The following is a 21001-nucleotide window of genomic DNA, read 5'->3' on the forward strand; positions in this document are numbered from 1 at the left end:
CCGTCAGACCGCCGCGAGCGCGGCGATCTTCTCGGCGATGGCTTCGATCGCGGCATCCGCCTTGGCGCCGTCGGGACCGCCCGCCTGCGCCATGTCGGGACGGCCGCCGCCACCCTTGCCGCCCATGATCTCCGAACCGACCTTGACGAGGTCGATGGCGTTGAGGCCGGTCCCGTCGCCGGCGACGCCGACCACGATGCCCGCCTTGCCGTCCTCGGCGAGACCGACGATGGCGACCGCGCCGACCGTGATCGACTTCTTCGCCTCGTCGACCAGGCCCTTGAGATCCTTGGGCGAAATGCCCGTCACGACGCGACCGACGTATTCGAAGGTGCCGATCTTGCGCGCCGCCTGGGGCGCCGCACCGCCGCCGCCCATGGCGAGCTTCTTCTTGGCTTCGCCGAGCTCGCGCTCGAGCTTGCGGCGGTCCTCGGCGATCGCCTCGACGCGCTCGACGACCTCGCTCTGCTGCACCTTGAGGGTGCTGGCGAGATCGCGCACGCGGCGATCCTGGAGACCGAGATGACGCCGCGCGCCGCGCGCCGTCAGCGCCTCGAGACGCCGGACGCCCGAAGCGACCGCGCTCTCGGCGAGGATGGTGACGAGGCCGATGTCGCCGGTGCGCGACACGTGGGTGCCGCCGCACAGTTCGACCGAGAAGGCCCGGCCGGCGCGGTTGCCGTCGCCCTGCCGACCCATCGACACGACGCGGACCTCTTCGCCGTACTTCTCGCCGAAGAGCGCACGGGCGCCGGATTCGATCGCGTCGTCGACCGACATCAGACGCGTCACCACGTCGGCGTTCTGCAGCACGACGTCGTTGGCGATCTCCTCGACGCGGGCGAGTTCCTCGGCCGTCATCGGCTTCGGGTGCGAGAAGTCGAAACGCAGCCGATCGGCATCGACCGACGAGCCCTTCTGCGCCACGTGGTCGCCGAGCACCTCGCGCAGCGCCTCGTGGAGGATGTGGGTGGCCGAATGGTTGGCCCGGATCGCCCGGCGACGCTCGGCATCGACGCGCAGCGCCACGGGAGCGCCGACGACGATCGAACCCGCCTCGACCCGGCCGCTATGGACGAAGACGCCCTCGCCTTCCTTGGTCGTGTCCTCGACGCGGAACAGGAAGCCGTCGCCCTGGATGATGCCGGTGTCGCCCATCTGGCCGCCCGATTCGGCATAGAACGGCGTCTGGTTGACGACGATCGCGCCTTCGGCACCCGCTTCGAGGCTCGCGACCTCGGCGCCGCCGGCGACCAGCGACGCGACGACGCCTTCGACCGTCTCGGTCTCGTAGCCGAGGAACTCGGTCGGACCGACCTTGTCCTTGATGGCGAACCACACGGCGGCCGAAGCCGCCTCGCCGGAGCCCGCCCAGGAGGCACGCGCCTCGGCCTTCTGGCGCGCCATGGCATCCTGGAAGCCGTCGATGTTGACGTGGATGTCGCGGCGACGCAGCGCGTCCTGCGTCAGATCGAGCGGGAAGCCGTAGGTGTCGTAGAGCTTGAACGCCGTCTCGCCGTCGAGCATGTCGCCGGCCTTCAGATCCTTGGTCGCCTCGTCGAGCAGGCCGAGACCGCGCTCCAGCGTGCGGCGGAAGCGGCGCTCCTCGAGTTCGACCGTCTCGGTGATCAGCGCCTCGGCCCGGGTGAGTTCGGGATAGGCGCGGCCCATCTCGCCGATCAGCGTCGGCACCAGACGCGCCATCAGCGGATCGCGGGCGCCGAGCAGGTGGGCGTGACGCATGGCGCGGCGCATGATGCGGCGCAGGACGTAGCCGCGGCCCTCGTTCGACGGCAGCACGCCGTCGGCGACGAGGAAGCTCATCGCGCGCAGATGGTCGGCGATGACGCGATGGCTGGCGCGGGCGTCGCCCTCGGCCTTGACGCCGGTCTCCTCGACCGAGGCGCCGATCAGCGCCTTGAACAGGTCGATGTCGTAGTTGTCGTGCACGCCCTGCAGCACCGCGGCGACGCGCTCGAGGCCCATGCCGGTGTCGATCGACGGCTTCGGCAGCGGCGAGCGCCCCTCGGCCGTCTGCTCGAACTGCATGAAGACGAGGTTCCAGATCTCGATGAAGCGATCGCCGTCCTGCTCGGGCGAGCCGGGCGGGCCACCCCAGATGTGGTCGCCGTGATCGAAGAAGATCTCCGAGCACGGACCGCAGGGGCCGGTGTCGCCCATCTGCCAGAAGTTGTCCGAGGTCGGGATGCGGATGATCTTGCGGTCCGAGAAGCCCGCGATCTTCTGCCACAGGCCGAAGGCCTCGTCGTCGTCGGCATAGACGGTGACCAGCAGGCGCTTCGGGTCGAGCCCGAACTCCTTGGTGATCAGCGTCCAGGCATGCGTGATCGCCTCTTCCTTGAAATAGTCGCCGAAGGAAAAGTTCCCCAGCATTTCGAAGAAGGTGTGGTGACGCGCGGTGTAGCCGACGTTGTCGAGGTCGTTGTGCTTGCCGCCGGCGCGGACGCACTTCTGCGACGTGGCGGCCCGCGGGATCTCGCGGCGCTCCAGCCCGGTGAAGACGTTCTTGAACTGGACCATGCCGGCGTTCGTGAACATCAGGGTCGGATCGTTGCGCGGAACGAGCGGGCTCGACGGCACGACCTCGTGGCCGGCCTTGGCGAAATAGTCGAGGAAGGTCGCGCGGATCTCGTTGACGCCACTCATGTCGGAACTGGGTCCTCTCGGGTCTGAACTCAGGTCGCAGGTTTTAACGGTCGACCGCCCGCCTGTCCATGTGCGTGCCGCATGATCGGCCATGAAAAGAGCCGCGATCGTGAAGATCGCGGCTCTGATCAGATGGTGCGGAGGCCCCCGACGACAACCGCGACGGTCCCGGCCGGTCCGACGGCGGAAGACACCCGCCCCGAACTCGACCCGTTCCTCGCCCGGCTCAGTCTGCGACCGGACCGTCCTCGTCCTCGGCGGTTCCGGTCGGGATGATCTTGTCGGCGATGAGACCGGCGTTCTGGCGGATCGCCGCCTCGATGCGGTTGGCGACCGTCGGATTGTCGCGCAGGAACTGCTTGCAGTTCTCGCGGCCCTGACCGATGCGCTGGCTCTCGTAGGAGAACCACGAGCCCGACTTCTCGACCACGCCGGCCTTGACGCCCAGATCGATCAGCTCGCCGACCTTGGACACGCCCTCGCCGTACATGATGTCGAACTCGACCTCCTTGAAGGGCGGCGCCATCTTGTTCTTGACGACCTTGATGCGGGTCTGGTTGCCGATCACCTCGTCACGATCCTTGATCGCGCCGATGCGGCGGATGTCGAGACGCACCGAGGCATAGAACTTCAGCGCGTTGCCGCCCGTCGTGGTCTCGGGGTTGCCGAACATCACGCCGATCTTCTGGCGGATCTGGTTGATGAAGATCACCATGGTCTTCGACTTGGAGATCGAGGCGGTGAGCTTGCGCAGCGCCTGGCTCATCAGACGTGCCTGGAGACCGGGCAGGCTGTCGCCCATCTCGCCCTCGAGCTCCGCCTTCGGCGTCAGCGCCGCGACCGAGTCGACCACCAGAACGTCGAGCGCGCCGGAACGCACCAGCGTGTCGGCGATCTCGAGCGCCTGTTCGCCGGCATCGGGCTGAGAGATCAGCAGGTCGTCGAGATTGACGCCGAGCTTGCGGGCATAGATCGGGTCGAGCGCGTGCTCGGCGTCGATGAAGCCGCAGACGCCGCCCTTCTTCTGGGCCTCGGCGATGCAGTGCAGCGCCATGGTCGTCTTGCCCGAGGATTCCGGACCGTAGATCTCGACGACGCGGCCGCGCGGCAGGCCGCCGATGCCGAGCGCGATGTCGAGCCCGAGCGAACCGGTCGGCACCGTCTCGATCTCGACCACCTTGCCCTGGCCGAGCCGCATGATCGACCCTTTGCCGAAGTTGCGCTCGATCTGCTGGAGCGCCGCGTCCAAAGCCTTGGTCCTGTCCATACCATCCCCTTCGACGAGGCGAAGTGAAGCCTGTGCCATCGTCCTGCTCCTTGTCGCACGCGTTCGGCTGTCGTTCAAAGTCAGGTCAATGTACACACTTTGTTCTCGTTCGTAAAGCCCCGTCCATCAATTTGATTCAATTACGAAATCGGATGAGTGTTCGCGCGGTGTTCATGGTGGCCGGGGCCGCGCGCGCCGAGCCCGGTACCGACCGACGCGGGGACCTCCCCGCGTCGGCGATTCGCTCGGGCGCCTCCCCGCGCCCGTCCCTCACAGACTGTCGCCGAGATCCGCCCGGAACTTGGCGACGAGCTTCTCCTGCCAGTCGCCGATCGGCGCCAGCCGGCCGTAGAAGAAGCGCAGGATCTCCGGCTCCTCGACGAAGGTCAGGCCGCCGACGAGTTCGCGGTTCCGGTAGAGCCAGTCGATGCGGTCGATGGCGTATTTCACCTGCGACAGGGTGAAGACGCGCCGCGGCATGGCGAGCCGCAGCAGCTCCATGTTGGAATAGACCTCCGTCCCGTCGGGATTGCGCTGTTCCGACAGCGAGCCCCGCTCCATGCCGCGCACGCCCGAGACGATGTAGAGCGCCGAGGCGAGCGCGCCGGCGGGGTACTGCGCCTGGGGAACGTGCGGCAGGAAGCGCATGACGTCGATGTGGCAGCCGAGGCCGCCCGCCGGGGTGATCACCGGCACGCCGCGCTTCACCAGTTCGTCGACCATGTAGGCGATGAACTGCGGGCCTTGGCTGATCATGTCCTCGTCCATGGTCTCGTCGAGACCGACGGTCAGCGCCTCGATCTCGCGCACCGACATGCCGCCGTAGGTGAGGAAGCCCTCGTAGAGCGGCACCAGGCCGCGCATGCGGCGATAGAGGCCCTCGTCGCGGATGCAGATGCCGCCGCCGCGCGCGCAGCCGAGCTTGCGGGCGGAGAAATAGATGATGTCGCAGAGATCGGCGATCTTCCGCGTGATCTCGCGGATGGTGAGATCGGCGCAGTCCGGATCGCGCGTCTTGATGAACCACAGATTGTCGGCGAGCAGACTGGCGTCGAGCACCAGGATCAGCCCGTTGGCGTCGCAGACCTTGCGGATCTCGGCGAGATTTCGAAGCGAGATCGGCTGGCCGCCGATCAGGTTGGTGCCCGCCTCCATGCGCACGAAGGCGATCTTCTCGGCGCCGTGGGTGGCGACGAGGCCTTCGAGCTTGGCGATGTCCATGTCGCCCTTGAAGGGCACGTCGCTCGTCACCTCGAGCCCGGCGTCGGCGATGATCTCCTCGACCATGCCGCCGTTCAGCACGATGTGCGCCTTGGTGGTGGTGAAGTGGTAGTTCATCGGCACGATCGAGCCGGGCGTGACCAGCACCTGCGCCAGAATGTTCTCACACGCCCGCCCCTGATGGGTCGGCAGGATGTAGTGCAGGCCGAAGATCTCGCGCAGCTTCGCCTCGAGCCGCTCGTAGGTGGCGGAGCCCGCATAGGCGTCGTCGGCCACCATCATCGCCGCGACCTGCTGGTCGGACATGGCGTTGACGCCGGAATCGGTCAGCATGTCCATGAACACGTCCCTGTTCCTGAGCAGGAAGGTGTTGTTGCCGGCCTCCGAGACGGCAGCGAGCCGCGCCTCGATCGGCGGCAGCTCGAGCTTCTGGACGATGCGGACCTTGTGCATTTCCAGCGGCACGTTCTCGCCGCTCGCGAACCTGACCTTCGCCATTGTTCCCCCTGTCCGGTGATCGTGGGCTTCACCCAGCGTCAGGGAGTTTTTCCGCCCCGCGCCCGGCCGACGTCCGCAGGAACCCGACATGCGTCGTTGCGACACGGGGTTACGAAAGTCGGAGTTGTAACGGGATGCCGGTGTGGCGGCGGTGCAGGAGGCGGGGATTGCGCGGGGTTTTCCGAGGCGCGCGCGGAGCGGGGCGGCCGGGGCGTCGGCGGGGACCGCGGGCGGGGGCTCGACGAAAGGCGTGTGGTCCCGGGATGACGCGCGGCGCGGAATTTGCCAACTTGGGATTGAGAGACAATCCCTCGCTCGTCGATACCCGGAGCCGCCCCTTGCTGACGACGATCCCGCCCACGCCCTCCGGCCGCCTGCTCAGCGAGTTCATGCCGCTCCTGCCGGCGGAGGAGCGACTGAGAGAAGCCTGTCGGAGGGGAGAGATCACGTGGATTGGTTATGTGAGGCCCGAGGCGAAGACTGCGGACAACCACATCCGTCCCGCAGTGCTACGCGTCTTCTGTCTCGGACTAGATCCAGATGCCCCCACCCACGAACAGGGCGTCCAGCTTCGAGGAGCATGGATTGCCGGGAATGGCCAATTCGACAACGATCTCGATCTTCAAGGATGCGACCTACCACGCCCCTTATGGGTTCATGCTACGCATTTCGCAGGCGCCATAGTCGCACGTGACGCGACGGCGAAGCAGTTCGGTTTAGCAGGATCGCGTTGCACCGCAGTCATTGCCGATCGCCTAGCCTGCACAGGCGGGGTCGTACTTCGCGGTGGATTTCGCGCAGAGGGCGGGGTGCGCTTTAGCGGCGCCACCATCGGGGGCGATCTCGACTGCACCGACGCCAACATCTCAGCGCGCAAAGACGGCGCGTTGTCCTGTGACGGTGCGAAGATCGGAGGTTCAGTATTCTTGAAGGGAAAGTTCCGCGCCGAGGGAGCAGTACGCTTCGTGGGCGCAGCCATCGGCCGCAATCTCGAATGCAACGGCGCTACTTTCGCAACGCGCAAAGGCTTCGCGCTCGCCTTCGACCGTGCAAAGGTTGGGGGAGCCGTCATCTTGAATGGAAGACTCAGCGCCCAAGGTGCGGTGCGCTTCGCTGGTGCCACCATCGGCGGCGATCTCGACTGCTCCGATGCCACGTTCGCCGCAAACGAGGACGAGGCGCTTATTTTCGACGGCGCGAAGATTGGCGGTACTGTCTTCTTCAAGACAATGCAGATCACCAAGGGTGCGGTACGCTGTCCAAATGCGACTATCGGCGGCAATCTTGATTGCTCCGACGCTACCTTTGCAGCGCGCGAAGGTGTGGCGCTTCTGTTTGACGCCGCGAAGATTGGTAGCCACGTCTTCCTAAAGGGAAAGTTCCGAGCCGAAGGCACGGTACGCTTTCTAGGTGCCTCCATAGGTGGCTCTCTCGTCTGCACCGGTGCCACCTTCAGTACGAACAAAGCCTTGGCACTTTGCTTCAGCGGAGCGGCGATCGTCGGAAGCGTCGTTATGGACCGGGGGTTCCGTGCCGAGAGTCGTGTCCTTCTCCCCGGCGCGGCTATCGGAGGCGACTTCGATTGTCGAGGCGGGCATTTTACGAAACTCGACCTCCAGCGAATTGAGATCGGAGATACCGCCTACTTTGGCGACCGTTTCCACGCGACAAAAGCCTTGGACCTCCGAGCAGCAGAGATCGCGGTCTTCGTCGACGACAAAGCCACTTGGGAAGGCGCCACACTGCTCCTCGATGGGCTGACGCTGCAGCGCTTCGCTGCCAGCGCACCGGTCACCGCCGCTGCCCGCATTCGCTGGCTCGCCCGTCAACCACCCAGCCACCTCGACGACGACTTCCGCCCCCAGCCTTGGGAGGAATGCGCGCGGGTCCTCGCCGAGATGGGACACGAGCAGGAAGCGAACCTGATCCGCATCGAGAAGCGGCGGCGGATGCGCTGGCTGCCGTGGAAGCGCGCGACGAGCGATCTCGGTCAGGTCGCGACGCTTCCTGGAATCGTCTTCGACTGGATCCTCGACAAGACCATCGGCTACGGCTGGGCGGCGAAGCGGCCGCTCTATTGGCTCCTCGTGCTCTGGCTCGCCGCCGGCGCCTTCTATTCGGCGATCGCGCCGCACGGCGTGATGACGCCGACCGATCCGAAGGTGTTTCTCGCGTCCTCCATCCCGCCCGAATGCCGGGTCGACTGGATCGGCTTTTCCGGCCCGAGCCCACCGCTCGCCGACGACGCGACGCGACGGGAGACCGAGGCGACGAAGCGCGGCCTGCCGGCGACCGCTCCGTGGTCCGACATCTGCCCACGTGCCATGCCGTCGGAATATTCGACCTTCTCGCCCTTCGCCTATGCGCTCGACGTGCTGCTGCCGATCGTCGACCTGCGGCAGGAACGCGATTGGGCGCCCCGCGTCGCCGACCAGACCGGCCGGTCGCTCCTGCCCAACATGGAGAACGATCCGAGCGGCTGGGGCTACGGCGCCCGCTTCGTCGAGTGGGCCCTGATCCTGTCGGGATGGGCGCTGTCGGCCCTCCTCCTCGGCGCCGTCACCGGCGTCATCCGCCGCGACTGACGCCTGACGCAGGCCGTTCGGCCGCGTTTCCCTCTGTTCGGCTTCATCCTGAGGTGCGAGCGTCAGCGAGCCTCGAAGGGCGAAGCCACGACGGGCCGTGCCTCTCGGCCCTTCGCACTTCGAGGCCCGACTTCGTCGGGCACCTCAGCATGAAGGGCCTCTGCAAAATCGTAAGATCGGGACGAGGCCTCGCCTGCCCATCACGCGTCGCAACGCCCCGCCCCCCCTCACCTTCCCAGCGCGTCCTTCACGGCGGTCGCCAGCGCCTTCAGCGTGAAGGGCTTGGGGAGGAAGTGGAACTGCTCGCCTTCCGGCAGGTTCTTGGCGAAGGCGTCTTCGGCGTAGCCCGAGACGAAGATGATCTTCAGGTCCGGCCGCTGCTTCCTGAGCTCGCGCAGCAGCGACGGCCCGTCCATCTCCGGCATCACCACGTCGGAGACGACGAGATCGACCGCGCCGCCGGTCTCTTCCATCACCTGGAGCGCCTCGGTGCCGGTGCCGGCCTCGTGGACGGTGTAGCCGCGCGAGGCGAGCGCGCGGGAGGCGAAGGCGCGCACCGCCTCCTCGTCCTCGACGAGGAGGATCGTCGCCGAACCGGTCAGATCGGTGCCCGCCGACTGCGGCTGGTCGGGCTTGGCACTCTCCGCGGCGCGGGCCGCCTCCTCCGCCGTCTCGACGTGGCGCGGCAGCAGGAGGTGGAAGGTCGTGCCCTCACCCAGCTCCGACGAGCAGTAGACGAAGCCGCCGGTCTGCTTGACGATGCCGTAGACGGTCGACAGGCCGAGGCCGGTGCCCTGGCCGACCGGCTTCGTCGTGAAGAACGGCTCGAAGATGTGCTCGAGCACGTCCGGCGCGATGCCGGTGCCGGTGTCCGTGACCTCGAGCAGGACGTATTCGCCCGCCGGCATGCCCGGCGTCTTGTAGGCGTATTTCTCGTCCGGCCCGACGTTGCGGGTGGCGATGCGGACCTTGCCGCCGTTCGGCATGGCGTCGCGGGCGTTGACCGCCAGATTGACGATCACCTGCTCGAGCTGGCTGGTGTCGGCCTTGACCGGCCACAGGTCGCGGCCGTGCATCACCTCGAGCGATACCTTCTCGCCGAGCAGGCGCCCGAGCAGCATCTGCAGGTCGGCCAGCGTGTCGCCGAACTGGATCACCTCGGGGCGCAGCGTCTGGCGCCGCGAGAACGCCAGCAGCTGCCGCACCAGGGCGGCGGCGCGGTTGGCGTTCTGCTTGATGTTCATGATGTCCTGGAAGGACGGATCGGTCGGCCGGTGCGAGGCGAGCAGCAGGTCGGAGAAGCCGATGATCGCCGTCAGCACGTTGTTGAAATCGTGCGCGATGCCGCCGGCGAGCTGGCCGATCGCCTGCATCTTCTGCGACTGGGCGAAGCGCTGCTCGAGCTCCTGCTGCTCGGTGGTCTCGAGCGCGTAGACGATCGCCGCCTCGCCCTCGCCGGTGCCCTCCTCGACGCCCGAGACGAAGAACCGCGCCGAACGCTTCTTCGGACTGTCGTCGACCAGCTGGGCGTCGACCGGGTCGATGTCGCCCTGGCCGGAGAGCGCGGCGGCGAGCGCCGCGGCGAGCTTCGGCCGGTCGGAGACGGCGACCGTCTCGATCAGCGTGCCGCGGGCCCCGGTCGCGTCGGCGCGGGCGAGCCCGCCGAAGAGCTCGAGGAAGGAGGCGTTGGTGCGGCCGATCGAGCCGTCCCGGCCGAGCGCGGCGATGGCGATCGGCGTGTTGTTGAAGAAGCGCTGGAAGCGCACCTCGACGGCGCGCAGCGCGTCGGCGGCGTCCTCGCCGGAGGAACGGTTGATCACCAGCGTGCGGCTGTCGCCCGGCCGCCCCGGCGCGCCCTGCGGCACCTTGTGCAGCAGGCGGACCGGCAGCGACTGGCCGTTGCGCTTGACGAAGTCGAGGTCGAGCACCGTCGTGCGTCCGTCCGCCGCCGCGTCCTGGATCAACGCCATGCCCTGCCCCTGGACGATGTCCTTGAGGCGGATCGAGCCGGCTTCGAACTTGGCGAGGTCCCAGCCGAGCCAGTCGGCGAGCGTGGCGTTGAGATAGGTGATGCGGCCGGTCGCGTCCGCCGAGAAGAAGCCGGCGGGCGCATGGTCGAGGAAGGTCACGACCTGCTGCAGCTCCTGGAAGCTCGTCTCCTGACGCTCGCGCTCGCGGGTGACGTCGAGGATGCGCCAGGCGGTCAGCCGGTCGCCGTCGTCGCGGTCCTCGACGCGCGGCAGCGGCTCGACCCGGATGCGATACCACCGCGCGCCCTCCTCGCCCGGCACGATCGGCGTGCGGGTGCGCAACTCGGCCTCGGCGGGCTTGCGCGAGCGGACCGCCTCGCCGATGCGGAACATCTCCTCGCCGACGTCCGGGTTGGCGGCGAAGACGCGCTCGACGGTCCTGAGGTCGTTGGCGGTCGTGGCCTTGGTCAGGCGGGCATAGGCCGGGTTCGAATAGATGATGCGGCCCTGATCGTCGGTGACCAGCACGCCCTCGACGAAACTGTCGAGGAAGACGTCGGCCAACGTCGGCCCCTGCCGGCGGGCGCCGAAGCGCACCAGACCGATGGCGCCGGCAAACAGCGCGAAGACGCCGACCACCGCGAGCAGGCCGAGGATGATCTGGACGAAGGGCGCCGCCTCTTCCGGTTTGACCACGGCGAGAACGCCGGCCGCCACCACGAAGGACAGCGCCAGCGCCACCAGGAGGCCGATGCTCCCCGTCCGCGCCGCACGGTCGATCGTGGGCAGCCGACCCTGGCCGACATCGTCCTGTTCCACGTCGTCCCGTTCCATCGCGTCCGAACCCCGAACCGGCGCGCGCCTCCCCCCGGGGGGCAGCCCGAATCCCACGCCACTCGCGCGTCAGCGTTGCCCGAACCGGCCGGCCGGACAAGAGAAATCACCGTCGGCGCTTTTCCTTGAGCCGCATCACGAAGCCGATGACCTCGGCGACGGCGCGGTAGTGTTCCTCGGGCACTTCGCGGTCGATGTCGACGCTGGCGTGGAGCGCACGGGCGAGCGGCGGGTTCTCGACGATCGGCACGTCGTTGAGATTGGCGATCTCGCGGATCTTCAGCGCCACGTCGTCGGTGCCCTTGGCCACCACGGTCGGCGCCCGCATGCCGGCGTCGTATTTGAGCGCGACGGCGAAGTGGGTCGGGTTGGTGACGACCACGGTCGCCGTCGGCACCGCCGCCATCATGCGCTTGCGGGCGCGCGCCATGCGGATCTGGCGGATCTTGCCCTTGATCTCGGGGCTGCCTTCCGTCTGCTTGAACTCTTCCTTGAGTTCCTCGCGCGTCATGCGCAGCTTCTTCATCCAGCGATGGCGCTGGAAGAGGTAGTCGAGGCCGCCGATGAAGCCCATGACGATCAGCACTGCGCCCATCAGCCGCACCGCGGCGCGCCGGGTGATCTCGAGCAGTCCGAGCGGGTCGACCGCCACGATGCCCTGCAGATGGACGATCTCGGGCGACAACGCGATCCAGATGGCGGCGCCGACGACGAAGATCTTGGCGACCCCCTTGATCCCCTGCATCGCCGCGTCGATCGAGAAGATGCGCTTCATCCCCCCGAGCGGCGAGACCTTCGAGAGCTTCGGGATCAACGGCTCGAAGGTCCACAGCAGCCGGTGCTGGATGGCGTTGCCGCCGATGCCGGCGACGAGGAAGAGCAGCGCCGGCAGCGCCAGCACGCTGCCGATCAGCACGATCAGATGCAGCGCCACGCCCTCCATGGCGCGCGTGTCGGTCGCCATCGTGTCGGCATGATCGATGAAGGCGGCGAGCGAGCGGGCGAGCTCGGCCGCCACCCCCTGCGACATGAAGGCGACGAAGACGGTCGCCGCCGCCAGCACGAAGAAGGTGGCGAGTTCCTGGCTCTTGGCCACCTCGCCGCGCTTGATCGAGTCTTCGATCTTCTTCTGTGACGGTTCTTCTGTCTTGGATTCTTCGTCCTGGTCGTCGGCCATGGCTCACCCCGCGACCAGACGGAGGAACCCGTCGCGCACGTGATCCATGTACCAGCCGAGGATCGCGGCGAGAACGAAGCCGAAGAGCAGGAGCCCCAGGCCGATCGAGAGCGGCATGGCGGCGAAGTAGATCTGGAACTGCGGCATCATCTTCTGCAGCATGCCGAGCCCGAGGTTGAAGACTAGGCCGAAGGCGAGGAACGGCGCCGAGATCTGCACGCCCACCATGAACGATTCGCCGACCAGTTTCACCGCCGCCGCGGCGAAGTCGCCGCTCGGGATCCACTGGCCCGGTGGGAACATCGAGAAGGACGACGACATCCCGGCGATCGCCACGTGATGGAGATCCATCACGAAGATCAGCGTCACCGTCGTCATCGACAGGAAGTTGCCGACGATCACGCCCTGCTGGCCCTGCGTCGGGTCGACCGTCATGGCGAAGCCGAGGCCGAGCTGGGTGGCGATGTTGGCGCCCGCCACCTGCACGCCGGCGAGCAGCAGCCGTGTCGTCATGCCGATGAAGAGCCCGATCGCCAGTTCGCCGCCGAGCAGCGTCAGCGCGCCGAGGAAGTTCTTCGACAGCCCCGCCGGATAGGTCTTGGCGACCAGCGGCTGCAGCGCCAGCGTCAGGAACAGCGCGAAGACGAGGCGGATGCGGACGGGAACCGAGGTCTCGCCGAAACCGGGCACGAGCATCACCATCGCCCCGAGACGGGCGAAGGCGAGCATGTAGAGAAGGGCCGCTTCGGGCAGCAGTCGGACGACCATGCGCCTCACCCGCTGCTCGCGATCCGTTCCATCATCCGTGTGAAGTAGCCCGTGAGCTGCGACCCCATGAAGGGGAAGGTCAGCAGCATGGTGGCGAAGATCGCCAGGATCTTCGGCACGTAGACGAGGGTGGCCTCCTGGATCTGCGTCATGGCCTGGAGGAGGCCGACGACGACGCCGACGGTGAGACCGACCAGCATGACCGGCGCGGCGGTGAGCACCAGAGTGAGGATGCCGTCGCGCGCGATGTCGAAGATGTCCGCTCCGGTCATCCCGGCCACTCCCCTCGCCGATCGGGCGGGGCCTCAGATCGGCATCTTCATGATCTCTTCGTAGGCCGAGATGACCTTGTCGCGCAGGGCCACCACGGTCTCGAACGTCGCCTGGGTCTCGGCCACCGCGGTGACCACGTCGACCACGTCGGCCTTGCCGGAGGCAAAGGCCATCGACTTGTCGTCCATCGCCCGGCCCGCCTGCGACACCTCGCCGACCGCCTTGGCCAGCACGTCGGAGAAGTTCGAACCGCCGATCGAGGCAACTTGCCTCGGTTCGTCGCGATTCGCGAGGGCCTGCGTCGAACGATAGGCGTTGGCGGCGAGAGCGGCGGGGGTCATGGGTCGTCTCCTGCGTCTGCGGCCGCTCAGGCCTTGAGGATGTCGATGGTGCGGGAAATCATCCGGCGCGTCGCCGTGACGATGTTGAGATTGGCCTCGTAGGACCGCTGGGCCTCGCGCATGTCGACCGATTCCACCAGCGTCTCGACGTTGGGATACTTGACGTATCCGTCGGCGTCGGCGGCCGGATGGCCGGGCTCGTAGCGGCGCTTGAAGTCCGACTGGTCCTTCTGCACCCGCCCCATCTGCACGGTGGCGGCGCCGAGTTCCTTGTCGAACTTGGAGACGAAGGTCGGCACCTTGCGGCGATAGGGATCCTGCCCGGCCGTCCGCGCCGTCGAATCGGCGTTGGCGATGTTCTCGGCGATCACCCGCATGCGGCCGGTCTGCACCTTGAGGCCGGACGAGGCGATCTTGAGGGACTGGTTGAATTCGGAGCTCACGGCTCACCTCCCTCGTTGTTACTTGCGCCCGAGCGCGGTGCGCAGCAGCGACAGCGACTGCTGATAGAGCGAGGCCGCCGTCTGGTAGTCGAGCTGGTTCTCGGCCGACTTGGTCATCTGCTCCTCGAGGTCCACCGCGTTGCCCGACGGCGTGATCTCGAAATTCTGCTTGTCGCCGGCCTTGAAGGCGCCGGTGCCGCCGCGCGGCGCGATGTGGCCGGGTTCGGTCATCGCCATGGTGACGACCGGCGCCACGACGCCACCCGAGGCGGAAGCCCGGCTCGCGACGGGCATCTTCGGCTGGGCGAGATCCTTGGCCTTGAAGCGCGGCGTGTCGGCATTGGCGACGTTCTCGGCGATCACCCGCTGGCGCGCCTGATGCCATTGCATCCGCGTCCGCAGTGCGTTCATCGTGCTCAGATCACCGATGCCCATGGGCCTGCCCTCTCGGCGCGCCGATCCCGAGATCGACGTCACCGGGCAGATTGTTCCCACTCCATGGTTAACGAAGAGTTAATCCACCGTCTCGTCTCGGCACCGGGTTCGGTGGCGACCGTCGCGATCTCGCCATTTTCGTGAAGTTCCGGTAAAGGCGGGGCCGCGTGACGGCAGTTTCTGCCGAGATCGTTTAACATGACGGCGATGTGAGAGATTCGGGGGCGCACGGCCGCGCGTTCCACCGAAGAGGAGAAGACCCGATGAGCGCCTTCCGGGAGTGGTTGAACGCCCTGTTCGGATCGGACGGAGGACGCGGCATGCAGGTGCTCATCTCGCTGCTCATCGTCGTCCTGCTGATCCTGGCGATCACCTGGCTCTTCCGCCGCCTGTTCGACGGTCCGATGCATCGCGGGCGCTCCTCGCGCCTCGGCGTGGTCGATTCCGCCGTGGTCGATCACCACCGCCGGCTGCTGCTGGTGCGTCGCGACGACGTCGAGCATCTGGTCCTCGTCGGCGGACCCAACGACGTGCTGGTCGAGAGCCGCATCCTCAAGGCGCCGCCGGTGCTCGCCGGACGCGCCGCCGTCGGCCCGCAGATCGTGCCGCGTCCGCAGGGCGCCGACGCCGTCGAGGAGGTCGAGCCCACCCCGACCGTCGCCCCGCCGCCCTCCGCCGAGGAGATCTCCGCCAAGGCGCGCGTCGCTGCCGGTGCCGCCGGCGTCGCCGCCGCGGTCGCCTCGGCCGGTGCGCTGCTGCGCTCGCGCGTCGGCCGCGCCGAACCGGCCGCCCCCGAACGCCGCACCCTCGACGAGGCCTTCGACGCGCCGCTCGGCCGCAGCGCCGACGCGGCGCCCGTCGCGCCGCCGCCGATCGATCTCGACGCCCCGGCGCCCGGCATCGCGCCCGTCACTCCCGCTGCCGCCGCCGAACGGGTCCCCGTCGAGCCGCCCGCCCGCGTCGAACCGGCGCCCGCGCCGCGCTTCGAGCCGGCCCCCGCCCCTCGCTTCGAACCGGCGCGCGTCGAGACGCCGGCGCCGCAAGCGCTCGACGATCTCGACCTCTTCGCCGACATCGCCGATCCGCTGCCGCCGCCGACGCCCCGCCCGGTGCCGCCGCCGACGCCGCCGGTCCTCGAACCGGTGCGGGTCGAGCCGCGCGCCGCGTCCGTCTGGTTCGAGCCGCGTCCGGAGCGGACCCACACCGAGACCGCGCGCGTCGACCCCGTGCCGCCGGCACCGCCGCCTCCCACGCCCGCCCCCGAGGTCGAGCCGCCGCCGGCCGAAGCCCCGACCGTCGAGGTGTCCCAACCGCCGATCGAGCCCGTGATCGTCGACGCGCCCGTCGCGCAGCCTGCCGAGGCCGCGAAGTCCGACTTCGACTTCGATTTCGACTTCGCCCCGATGCTCGAGCCGGAGCTCGGCCGCAAGGCGGTCGCCCCCGCGCCGCGCGTCGAGCCGACATTGGCCTTCGAGCCGCCGCGCCCCGTGGAGCCGGAGCCCGCTCCCCTGATGGTGCCTCCTCCTCCGCCGCCGGTCGTGGCCGTGCGGGAGCCAGAGCCGGAACCGGAGACGGTTCCCGAGATCGCGATCGCACCCGCCCCGGTGCCCGTCGTCGAGCCGGTGCTGCCCGAGCCGGAGCTGCCGGAACCGTCCGCACCCGAGGTGGCCCACGCCGAGCCGAGCTTCGCGGAACCGGTCCTCGTCGAACCGGTCGTCGCCGACGAGCCCTTCGCGCCGATCCCCGAGGTCTCGCCGCCCGCACCCTCGCATCGGACGGGCGAGCACCACGCCACCGTCGACGAGCTCGAGGAAGAGATGGCCCGTCTGCTCTCCGAACTCTCGGGCCAGACCCGGCGATGACCACGCTCGAACGCGCGCCGTCCGCCCGTCGATCCGTCGTGCGCCTCGCCGCCGGCTGGATCGCCGTGATCGCGGCGGCGATCGTTCTCGGCTCGGCGCCGGCCACCGCGCAGGACATCTCGGTCAACTTCGGCGGCGCCACCGGCGTCTCCGAACGCGCGCTGCAGCTCTTCGCGCTGATCACCCTGCTGTCGATCGCCCCGTCGATCGCCATCATGGTGACGAGCTTCACCCGCATCGTCGTGGTGCTGTCGCTGCTGCGCTCGGCCATCGGCCTGCAGACCGCGCCGCCCAACGCCGTGATGATCTCGCTGGCGGTGTTCCTCACCGCCTTCGTCATGGCCCCGACCTTCAACCGCGCCTACGAGGACGCGATCAAGCCGCTCTCCGACGGCTCGATCGAGCTCGAACAGGCGATCGAACGCGGCGGCCCGCCCTTCCACGAATTCATGCGCAACCACGTCCGCGAGAAGGACGTCGCGCTGTTCCTCGACCTCGCCAAGGAACCCTCGCCGGCGACGCCGCAGGACCTGAGCTTCCGCGTGCTGATCCCGGCCTTCATGATCTCCGAGCTGCGCCGCGCCTTCGAGATCGGCTTCCTGATCTATCTGCCCTTCCTGGTGATCGACCTCGTCGTCGCCTCGATCCTGATGTCGATGGGCATGATGATGCTGCCGCCGGCGACGATCTCGCTGCCGTTCAAGCTGATCTTCTTCGTGCTGGTCGACGGCTGGAGCCTGGTCGCGAGCTCGCTCGTCCGCTCCTTCGGGACGTGACGCGCCACGTGACGGCGCGACGCGCGCGTCGTCAGTGCCCGGCGGCCTTGGCGTCCGGCTTGTCGCCCGCCGCCTTCTCGGGTGCCGCGGTCTCGGCCTGCGCCACCTTGGCGGGGGCGGCGGCTCCGGCCTTGGCCTGCGGCCCGGTCTTGGCCTTGTCGTCGGCCTTCGGCGCCTCCGGCACCACGGTGCGCCCCTTGGGGTCGAGATACTGGGCGCGATATTCCTGCAGGAACTGGCGCATCGTGTCGATCGAGGCGATCTCGCGCGCCACTTCGCGGAACTCGCCGCCCTGGCTCTGGATCGGCTGGGTGACGACGTCGAAGGTGCGCGCCTGCGGGCTCGCCGCCATCTTGGCGCGGTACTTTCCGCGCAACCGGTCGAGCGACAGCTGGTCGTTGGCGAGCGCGAAGGCGATGGCCACCCGCAGCACGTCCTGGCGTTCCTGATCGTCGAGCGGCAGCGCGTCCTGCCAGCGGTTGCCGAGCGTCGCCTCGAGCCGTTCGCCCGCCTCGCGCCAGCGCTTCGCCTTCCACAGCACGTCGGCGCGCAGGCGCATGACGTCCGAGCCGGTCATGGTGGCGAGCAGCTCGAGCGCCGTCTCGGCACGGCCGGATTCCGACATGGCGCGCGCCTCCACCAGCCGGCGCTGGCGTTCGAGCGACAGCGGCAGGGTGCTCTGGCGCGTCTTGTTGAGGACGGCGATCGCCTTTTCCGGCTTGCGGTCGAGCAGATGGACGACCGCCAGATCGGCGGCGATCTGGGCGCGCGCCGCGCCCTTCAGACGATTGTCGACCTGATAGCCGAGGAGCTCCGCCGCCTGCGGCAGCAGATCGACGCCGACCAGACGATCGGCGAGCTTGCGCACCACCTCGTCGCCGCGTCGATCGATCGGCACGAGCTCGCGGAAGTCGTAGTAGAGCGTCAGCGCGTCGAGCGGCTTCATCGCCTTGTCGGCGTCGTCGAGATAGATGGCGAGGAAGCGCCGCCCCATCTCGTCCTGGAGAAGCCGCGTGGTGGGCGAATCCGGCGACACCTGCAACGCCGACCGCATCGCCTGGAAGGCCTCGCGATAACGTCCCGTGTCGGCGAGGAGGCCCGCGAGGAAGCGCAGCGTGCGCAGTTCCGTCTCGTCGCCGCGCCAGCCGAAGGAGAGCGAGCGCATCCGCTCGATCGCCTGTTCCTTGTCGAGCTTGCCGTCGCGCACGAGGTTGCGGACGAGGTGATACTCGGCCATCGCCTGGACGTGGCGATCGCCGGTGGCGATCGCCCGCTCGAAGCGCGCCATCGCGTCCTCGGGACGCCCGGCCCGATCGGCGAGCCGCGCCTGGGCGATCTCGAACCGGCCGACCAGATCGTTGTCGAGGAACTCCGGCTCGATCTCGGCGAGACGGGTCTGGGCGAGACCGACGTCGTTGAGCTCGATCGCGCTCTCGGCCGCCGAGATGTTGAACAGCGACTGCACCGGCCGGGGATAGGCACCGATCACCGAGGTCGCCTTCAGCGCGTTCTCGCGCGACTCGTCCCACTTGGAGAGGTCGTTGGCGACGATCGTGCGCCACAGCGCCGCGTCCGGGCTCTCGGCCACTTCCGAGCGGATCAGCGACTCGCGTGCCTTGGTGGGACGCCCGGCCAGCGCCTGGCTCGCGCCCCACAGCACGATGAAGCCGGGATCCCGGGTCACCGCAGGCTCTTCCTCGGACAGCAGGCGCAACTGCGACAGCGCCTCGGGCGCGAGACGGTGACCGATGTAGAACTCGGCGAGGTCGACGCGCGCCTGACGATGCGGCTGGTCGGACCCTTCGACCACCGCGTCGAGCAGAGCCCGCGAGCGTTCGAGCAGATCGCCGGCGCCGTTCGGGCGGAAGGTTGCCGGATCGATGCGGATGCGGTGCAGCACCGGCTGCGTCCGCGGCACGGGCGCGTCGATCGCGCCGCGCTCGTCGGCGCCGCCGTTCGACAGCGACAGGCCGCGCTCGCGCCCGATCTTCACCTCACCGTTCTCGTAGGTCACGACGACGTCGTCGCCGTGCGGCACCAGGGCGACGCCGTGCGCCGAGGCGAGCGTGTCGAGATCGACGAAGCTCTGCGGCTTCACCAGCCCGCGCGACGGCGCCAGGGCCGTCACGACGACGATACGGTCGCCGACCTCGGGGTCGACGAGTTCGCGCACCGCCCCGCCCTCCGGCAGGTCCACCTTGAGGCTGCGATTGCCGTCGCCACGGATGAAGCGGCGCAGCGTCAGCGGCTTGGTCGGCTCGAGCACCATCTCGCCGATCGACAGCACCCAGCCGGTGCCGTCCGGCGACAGCGTGGTGAGCAGCGGCTCGGCGAGATCGACCTTCAACGCCGTCCAGTTGCGCGCCCGGATCGCCTGGACGGCGCGCGCCAGCGGGCCGAGGTTCGGCGCGATGGTGGAAATGTCGATGTCGCGCTGCGAATCGAACACCACCCACAGCGTCTGCCCGCGCATGAAGGCCGCCGCCGGCACCTTCTCGGCGAAGGGGAAGCCCATGCGGACGACGTCGCCGATACGCTTGGCCTCGACCTTGACGGTGCCGATGTCGGTGACCGAACGCTGTGGCGTCGCCGACGGCGGGCTCTCGCCCGACGGAACGTCGACGGCGACGGGAACCGGCGCAGCGGGCTTCTCGGCGGGCTGGGCCGGTCGGGCGACCGGGGCGTCCTGTACCGCCTCGAGCGGCGTCTCGCGCACCTGCACCGGCGCGACCGCGGCCTGCTGCTGGACCGGTGCGGGTGCCGGAGCCGCGGCCTGCGGAACGGGAACAGGAGCCGGCGCGGCAGCGACGGGCACCGGAGCCACGGGAGCCGGAGCGACGGGCGCCACAGCGATCGGGGCCGCGGGCGGAACGACGACCGGCGCCGGGGCGGGCGCGCCGACGACCGCGTCGGAACGGCCGGGGGCGGAGACGCGGTCGCGCCCTTCCGCCGGCGACGACAGGAGCGGCCGGATCGCCGCCTCGCCGGCATTGGCGGGCGCGGACGGGCGGACGAGATCGAGGACGTAGGCGTCCTTCTCGCGGAAGGCACGCACGTCGGCATCGGGGGCGACGGTGAAGACGACCTTCATCGTCTCGTCGTTCGGGTCGGCGAAGACGTCGACCAGCCCCGGCACCGGATCGACGTCGATCTGCGAGAAGTCGATCTTGGCGACGCGGTTGAAGGTCAGCGTGACGCGCTCGCCCTCGCGCGTCATCCGCGTGTCGAAGGGAACGTTCCAGCCGAAGGAGAAACGGGTGAAGGTCGGCAGGCGGCCGATCTTGAAGTCGAGCTTGGGCTGGACGCGCGTGCCCACCCGCGCCATCTCGGCGTCGCGCGCCGCCTTGATCGCGGCCTCGGCGCGCTTGGCCAGCGCCTCGATCACGTCCTGCGGCAGCGACGGCGGATTGCCGATCCACTTCGGCGGCAGGAAGTCGACGAAGAGTTTCTCGCCCGCGTCCATCGTGTTGACGCGCACCTGCCGGGCGAGCGCGATGCGCAGCGCCTTGCCTTCCGGGTCGCGCCGAACCACCGAGACGTAGGGTGCGAGCCGCGACGCCACCTGGTCGACGCCGACGTCGATCTCGTCCTCGAACTCGAGGACGACGACGCCGTTGCCCTGTTTGGTCGAATACTGCGGGATCAGCGTGCGATCCTTGAAGGTCAGGACGAGGCGGCCGAAGCCCTTCTCCTGACGCACCTCGGCCTCGGCCTTGACCACCTCGGCGAAGGCCGGCGCGATCGTCCCGGTCGCCATCAGGAAGGCCAGCGCCGCCCCGAGCAGCAGACGTGCGCGCGGCCGCCCGCCCCGCCCGGTACCGGCGGCGGCGTCGCTGCGACGTTCGTGAGGAGCGATGAGAGGCACGGCCGACGACCCGGTGGGA

Annotated in this window: 14 protein-coding genes; 3 read left to right on the top strand and 11 right to left on the bottom strand. The window is 68.7% G+C overall.

The window, feature by feature from the left end; translation table 11 throughout:
* Positions 1 to 3: 3 nt before the first annotated feature.
* From alaS to ACT541_RS19310, 3 genes are all read right to left on the bottom strand, one after another.
* A complete protein-coding gene (alaS, locus tag ACT541_RS19300; protein ID WP_476138780.1) occupies positions 4 to 2667 on the bottom strand; it encodes an alanine--tRNA ligase in 2664 nt (887 codons plus the stop codon).
* Positions 2668 to 2893: 226 nt separating this feature from the next.
* A complete protein-coding gene (recA, locus tag ACT541_RS19305; RefSeq protein ID WP_476138782.1) occupies positions 2894 to 3973 on the bottom strand; it encodes a recombinase RecA in 1080 nt (359 codons plus the stop codon).
* Between the two features lie 231 nt (positions 3974 to 4204).
* Positions 4205 to 5653 carry a tryptophanase gene (locus ACT541_RS19310; protein WP_476138784.1) on the bottom strand — a complete coding sequence of 483 codons (1449 nt, stop codon included), beginning with the start codon at positions 5651 to 5653 and terminating at the stop codon, positions 4205 to 4207.
* A 338-nt stretch (positions 5654 to 5991) separates the two neighbouring features.
* On the opposite strand from ACT541_RS19310, the gene ACT541_RS19315 reads away from it, so the two are divergent.
* Positions 5992 to 8238 (top strand): hypothetical protein, encoded by a 2247-nt coding sequence (locus ACT541_RS19315; protein WP_476138786.1) that lies wholly within the window; start codon positions 5992 to 5994, stop codon positions 8236 to 8238.
* A gap of 227 nt (positions 8239 to 8465) precedes the next feature.
* Here the strand turns inward: ACT541_RS19315 and cckA are convergent, their stop codons facing one another.
* The 7 genes from cckA to flgB all read right to left on the bottom strand — a co-directional run bounded on the left by cckA (position 8466) and on the right by flgB (position 14479).
* Positions 8466 to 11042 carry a cell cycle histidine kinase CckA gene (gene cckA, locus ACT541_RS19320; RefSeq protein WP_476138788.1) on the bottom strand — a complete coding sequence of 859 codons (2577 nt, stop codon included), beginning with the start codon at positions 11040 to 11042 and terminating at the stop codon, positions 8466 to 8468.
* 106 nt (positions 11043 to 11148) lie between these two features.
* Positions 11149 to 12219, bottom strand: coding sequence for a flagellar biosynthesis protein FlhB (gene flhB / locus ACT541_RS19325; RefSeq protein WP_476138790.1), 1071 nt, complete (start codon positions 12217 to 12219; stop codon positions 11149 to 11151).
* Between the two features lie 3 nt (positions 12220 to 12222).
* Positions 12223 to 12987 carry a flagellar biosynthetic protein FliR gene (fliR, locus tag ACT541_RS19330; RefSeq protein WP_476138792.1) on the bottom strand — a complete coding sequence of 255 codons (765 nt, stop codon included), beginning with the start codon at positions 12985 to 12987 and terminating at the stop codon, positions 12223 to 12225.
* A gap of 5 nt (positions 12988 to 12992) precedes the next feature.
* On the bottom strand, positions 12993 to 13259 hold the full coding sequence (gene fliQ / locus ACT541_RS19335; protein WP_476138794.1) for a flagellar biosynthesis protein FliQ: 267 nt from the start codon (positions 13257 to 13259) through the stop codon (positions 12993 to 12995).
* A 33-nt stretch (positions 13260 to 13292) separates the two neighbouring features.
* Positions 13293 to 13601 (bottom strand): flagellar hook-basal body complex protein FliE, encoded by a 309-nt coding sequence (gene fliE / locus ACT541_RS19340; protein ID WP_476138796.1) that lies wholly within the window; start codon positions 13599 to 13601, stop codon positions 13293 to 13295.
* Positions 13602 to 13627: 26 nt separating this feature from the next.
* The gene (gene flgC / locus ACT541_RS19345; RefSeq protein WP_476138798.1) at positions 13628 to 14044 is read right to left on the bottom strand and encodes a flagellar basal body rod protein FlgC; all 417 of its coding nucleotides are present in this window, start codon (positions 14042 to 14044) and stop codon (positions 13628 to 13630) included.
* An 18-nt stretch (positions 14045 to 14062) separates the two neighbouring features.
* Positions 14063 to 14479, bottom strand: a complete 417-nt coding sequence (gene flgB / locus ACT541_RS19350; RefSeq protein ID WP_476138800.1) for a flagellar basal body rod protein FlgB — start codon at positions 14477 to 14479, stop codon at positions 14063 to 14065.
* Positions 14480 to 14799: 320 nt separating this feature from the next.
* Here flgB and ACT541_RS19355 point away from each other — a divergent pair, with 320 nt between their 5' ends.
* Positions 14800 to 16341, top strand: coding sequence for a hypothetical protein (locus ACT541_RS19355; protein ID WP_476138802.1), 1542 nt, complete (start codon positions 14800 to 14802; stop codon positions 16339 to 16341).
* Complete coding sequence (gene fliP / locus ACT541_RS19360; protein ID WP_476138804.1) at positions 16338 to 17117, top strand: flagellar type III secretion system pore protein FliP; 780 nt, start codon at positions 16338 to 16340, stop codon at positions 17115 to 17117. Before ACT541_RS19355 ends, fliP begins: the two co-directional genes overlap by 4 nt.
* A gap of 31 nt (positions 17118 to 17148) precedes the next feature.
* On the opposite strand, the gene ACT541_RS19365 is transcribed toward fliP, so the two are convergent.
* Positions 17149 to 20982 (bottom strand): tetratricopeptide repeat protein, encoded by a 3834-nt coding sequence (locus ACT541_RS19365; RefSeq protein WP_476138806.1) that lies wholly within the window; start codon positions 20980 to 20982, stop codon positions 17149 to 17151.
* Positions 20983 to 21001 lie beyond the last annotated feature (19 nt).

This window comes from Pinisolibacter sp. DMC100 (assembly GCF_056313705.1).

Coding starts and splice junctions, on each gene's coding strand:
- flgB (WP_476138800.1), bottom strand. CDS start 14,479: ATGGGCATCGGTGATCTGAGCACGATGAACGCACTGCGGACGCGGATG.
- fliQ (WP_476138794.1), bottom strand. CDS start 13,259: ATGACCGGAGCGGACATCTTCGACATCGCGCGCGACGGCATCCTCACT.
- ACT541_RS19355 (WP_476138802.1), top strand. CDS start 14,800: ATGCAGGTGCTCATCTCGCTGCTCATCGTCGTCCTGCTGATCCTGGCG.
- recA (WP_476138782.1), bottom strand. CDS start 3,973: ATGGCACAGGCTTCACTTCGCCTCGTCGAAGGGGATGGTATGGACAGG.
- fliE (WP_476138796.1), bottom strand. CDS start 13,601: ATGACCCCCGCCGCTCTCGCCGCCAACGCCTATCGTTCGACGCAGGCC.
- fliP (WP_476138804.1), top strand. CDS start 16,338: ATGACCACGCTCGAACGCGCGCCGTCCGCCCGTCGATCCGTCGTGCGC.
- fliR (WP_476138792.1), bottom strand. CDS start 12,987: ATGGTCGTCCGACTGCTGCCCGAAGCGGCCCTTCTCTACATGCTCGCC.
- flhB (WP_476138790.1), bottom strand. CDS start 12,219: ATGGCCGACGACCAGGACGAAGAATCCAAGACAGAAGAACCGTCACAG.
- cckA (WP_476138788.1), bottom strand. CDS start 11,042: ATGGAACGGGACGACGTGGAACAGGACGATGTCGGCCAGGGTCGGCTG.
- ACT541_RS19310 (WP_476138784.1), bottom strand. CDS start 5,653: ATGGCGAAGGTCAGGTTCGCGAGCGGCGAGAACGTGCCGCTGGAAATG.
- alaS (WP_476138780.1), bottom strand. CDS start 2,667: ATGAGTGGCGTCAACGAGATCCGCGCGACCTTCCTCGACTATTTCGCC.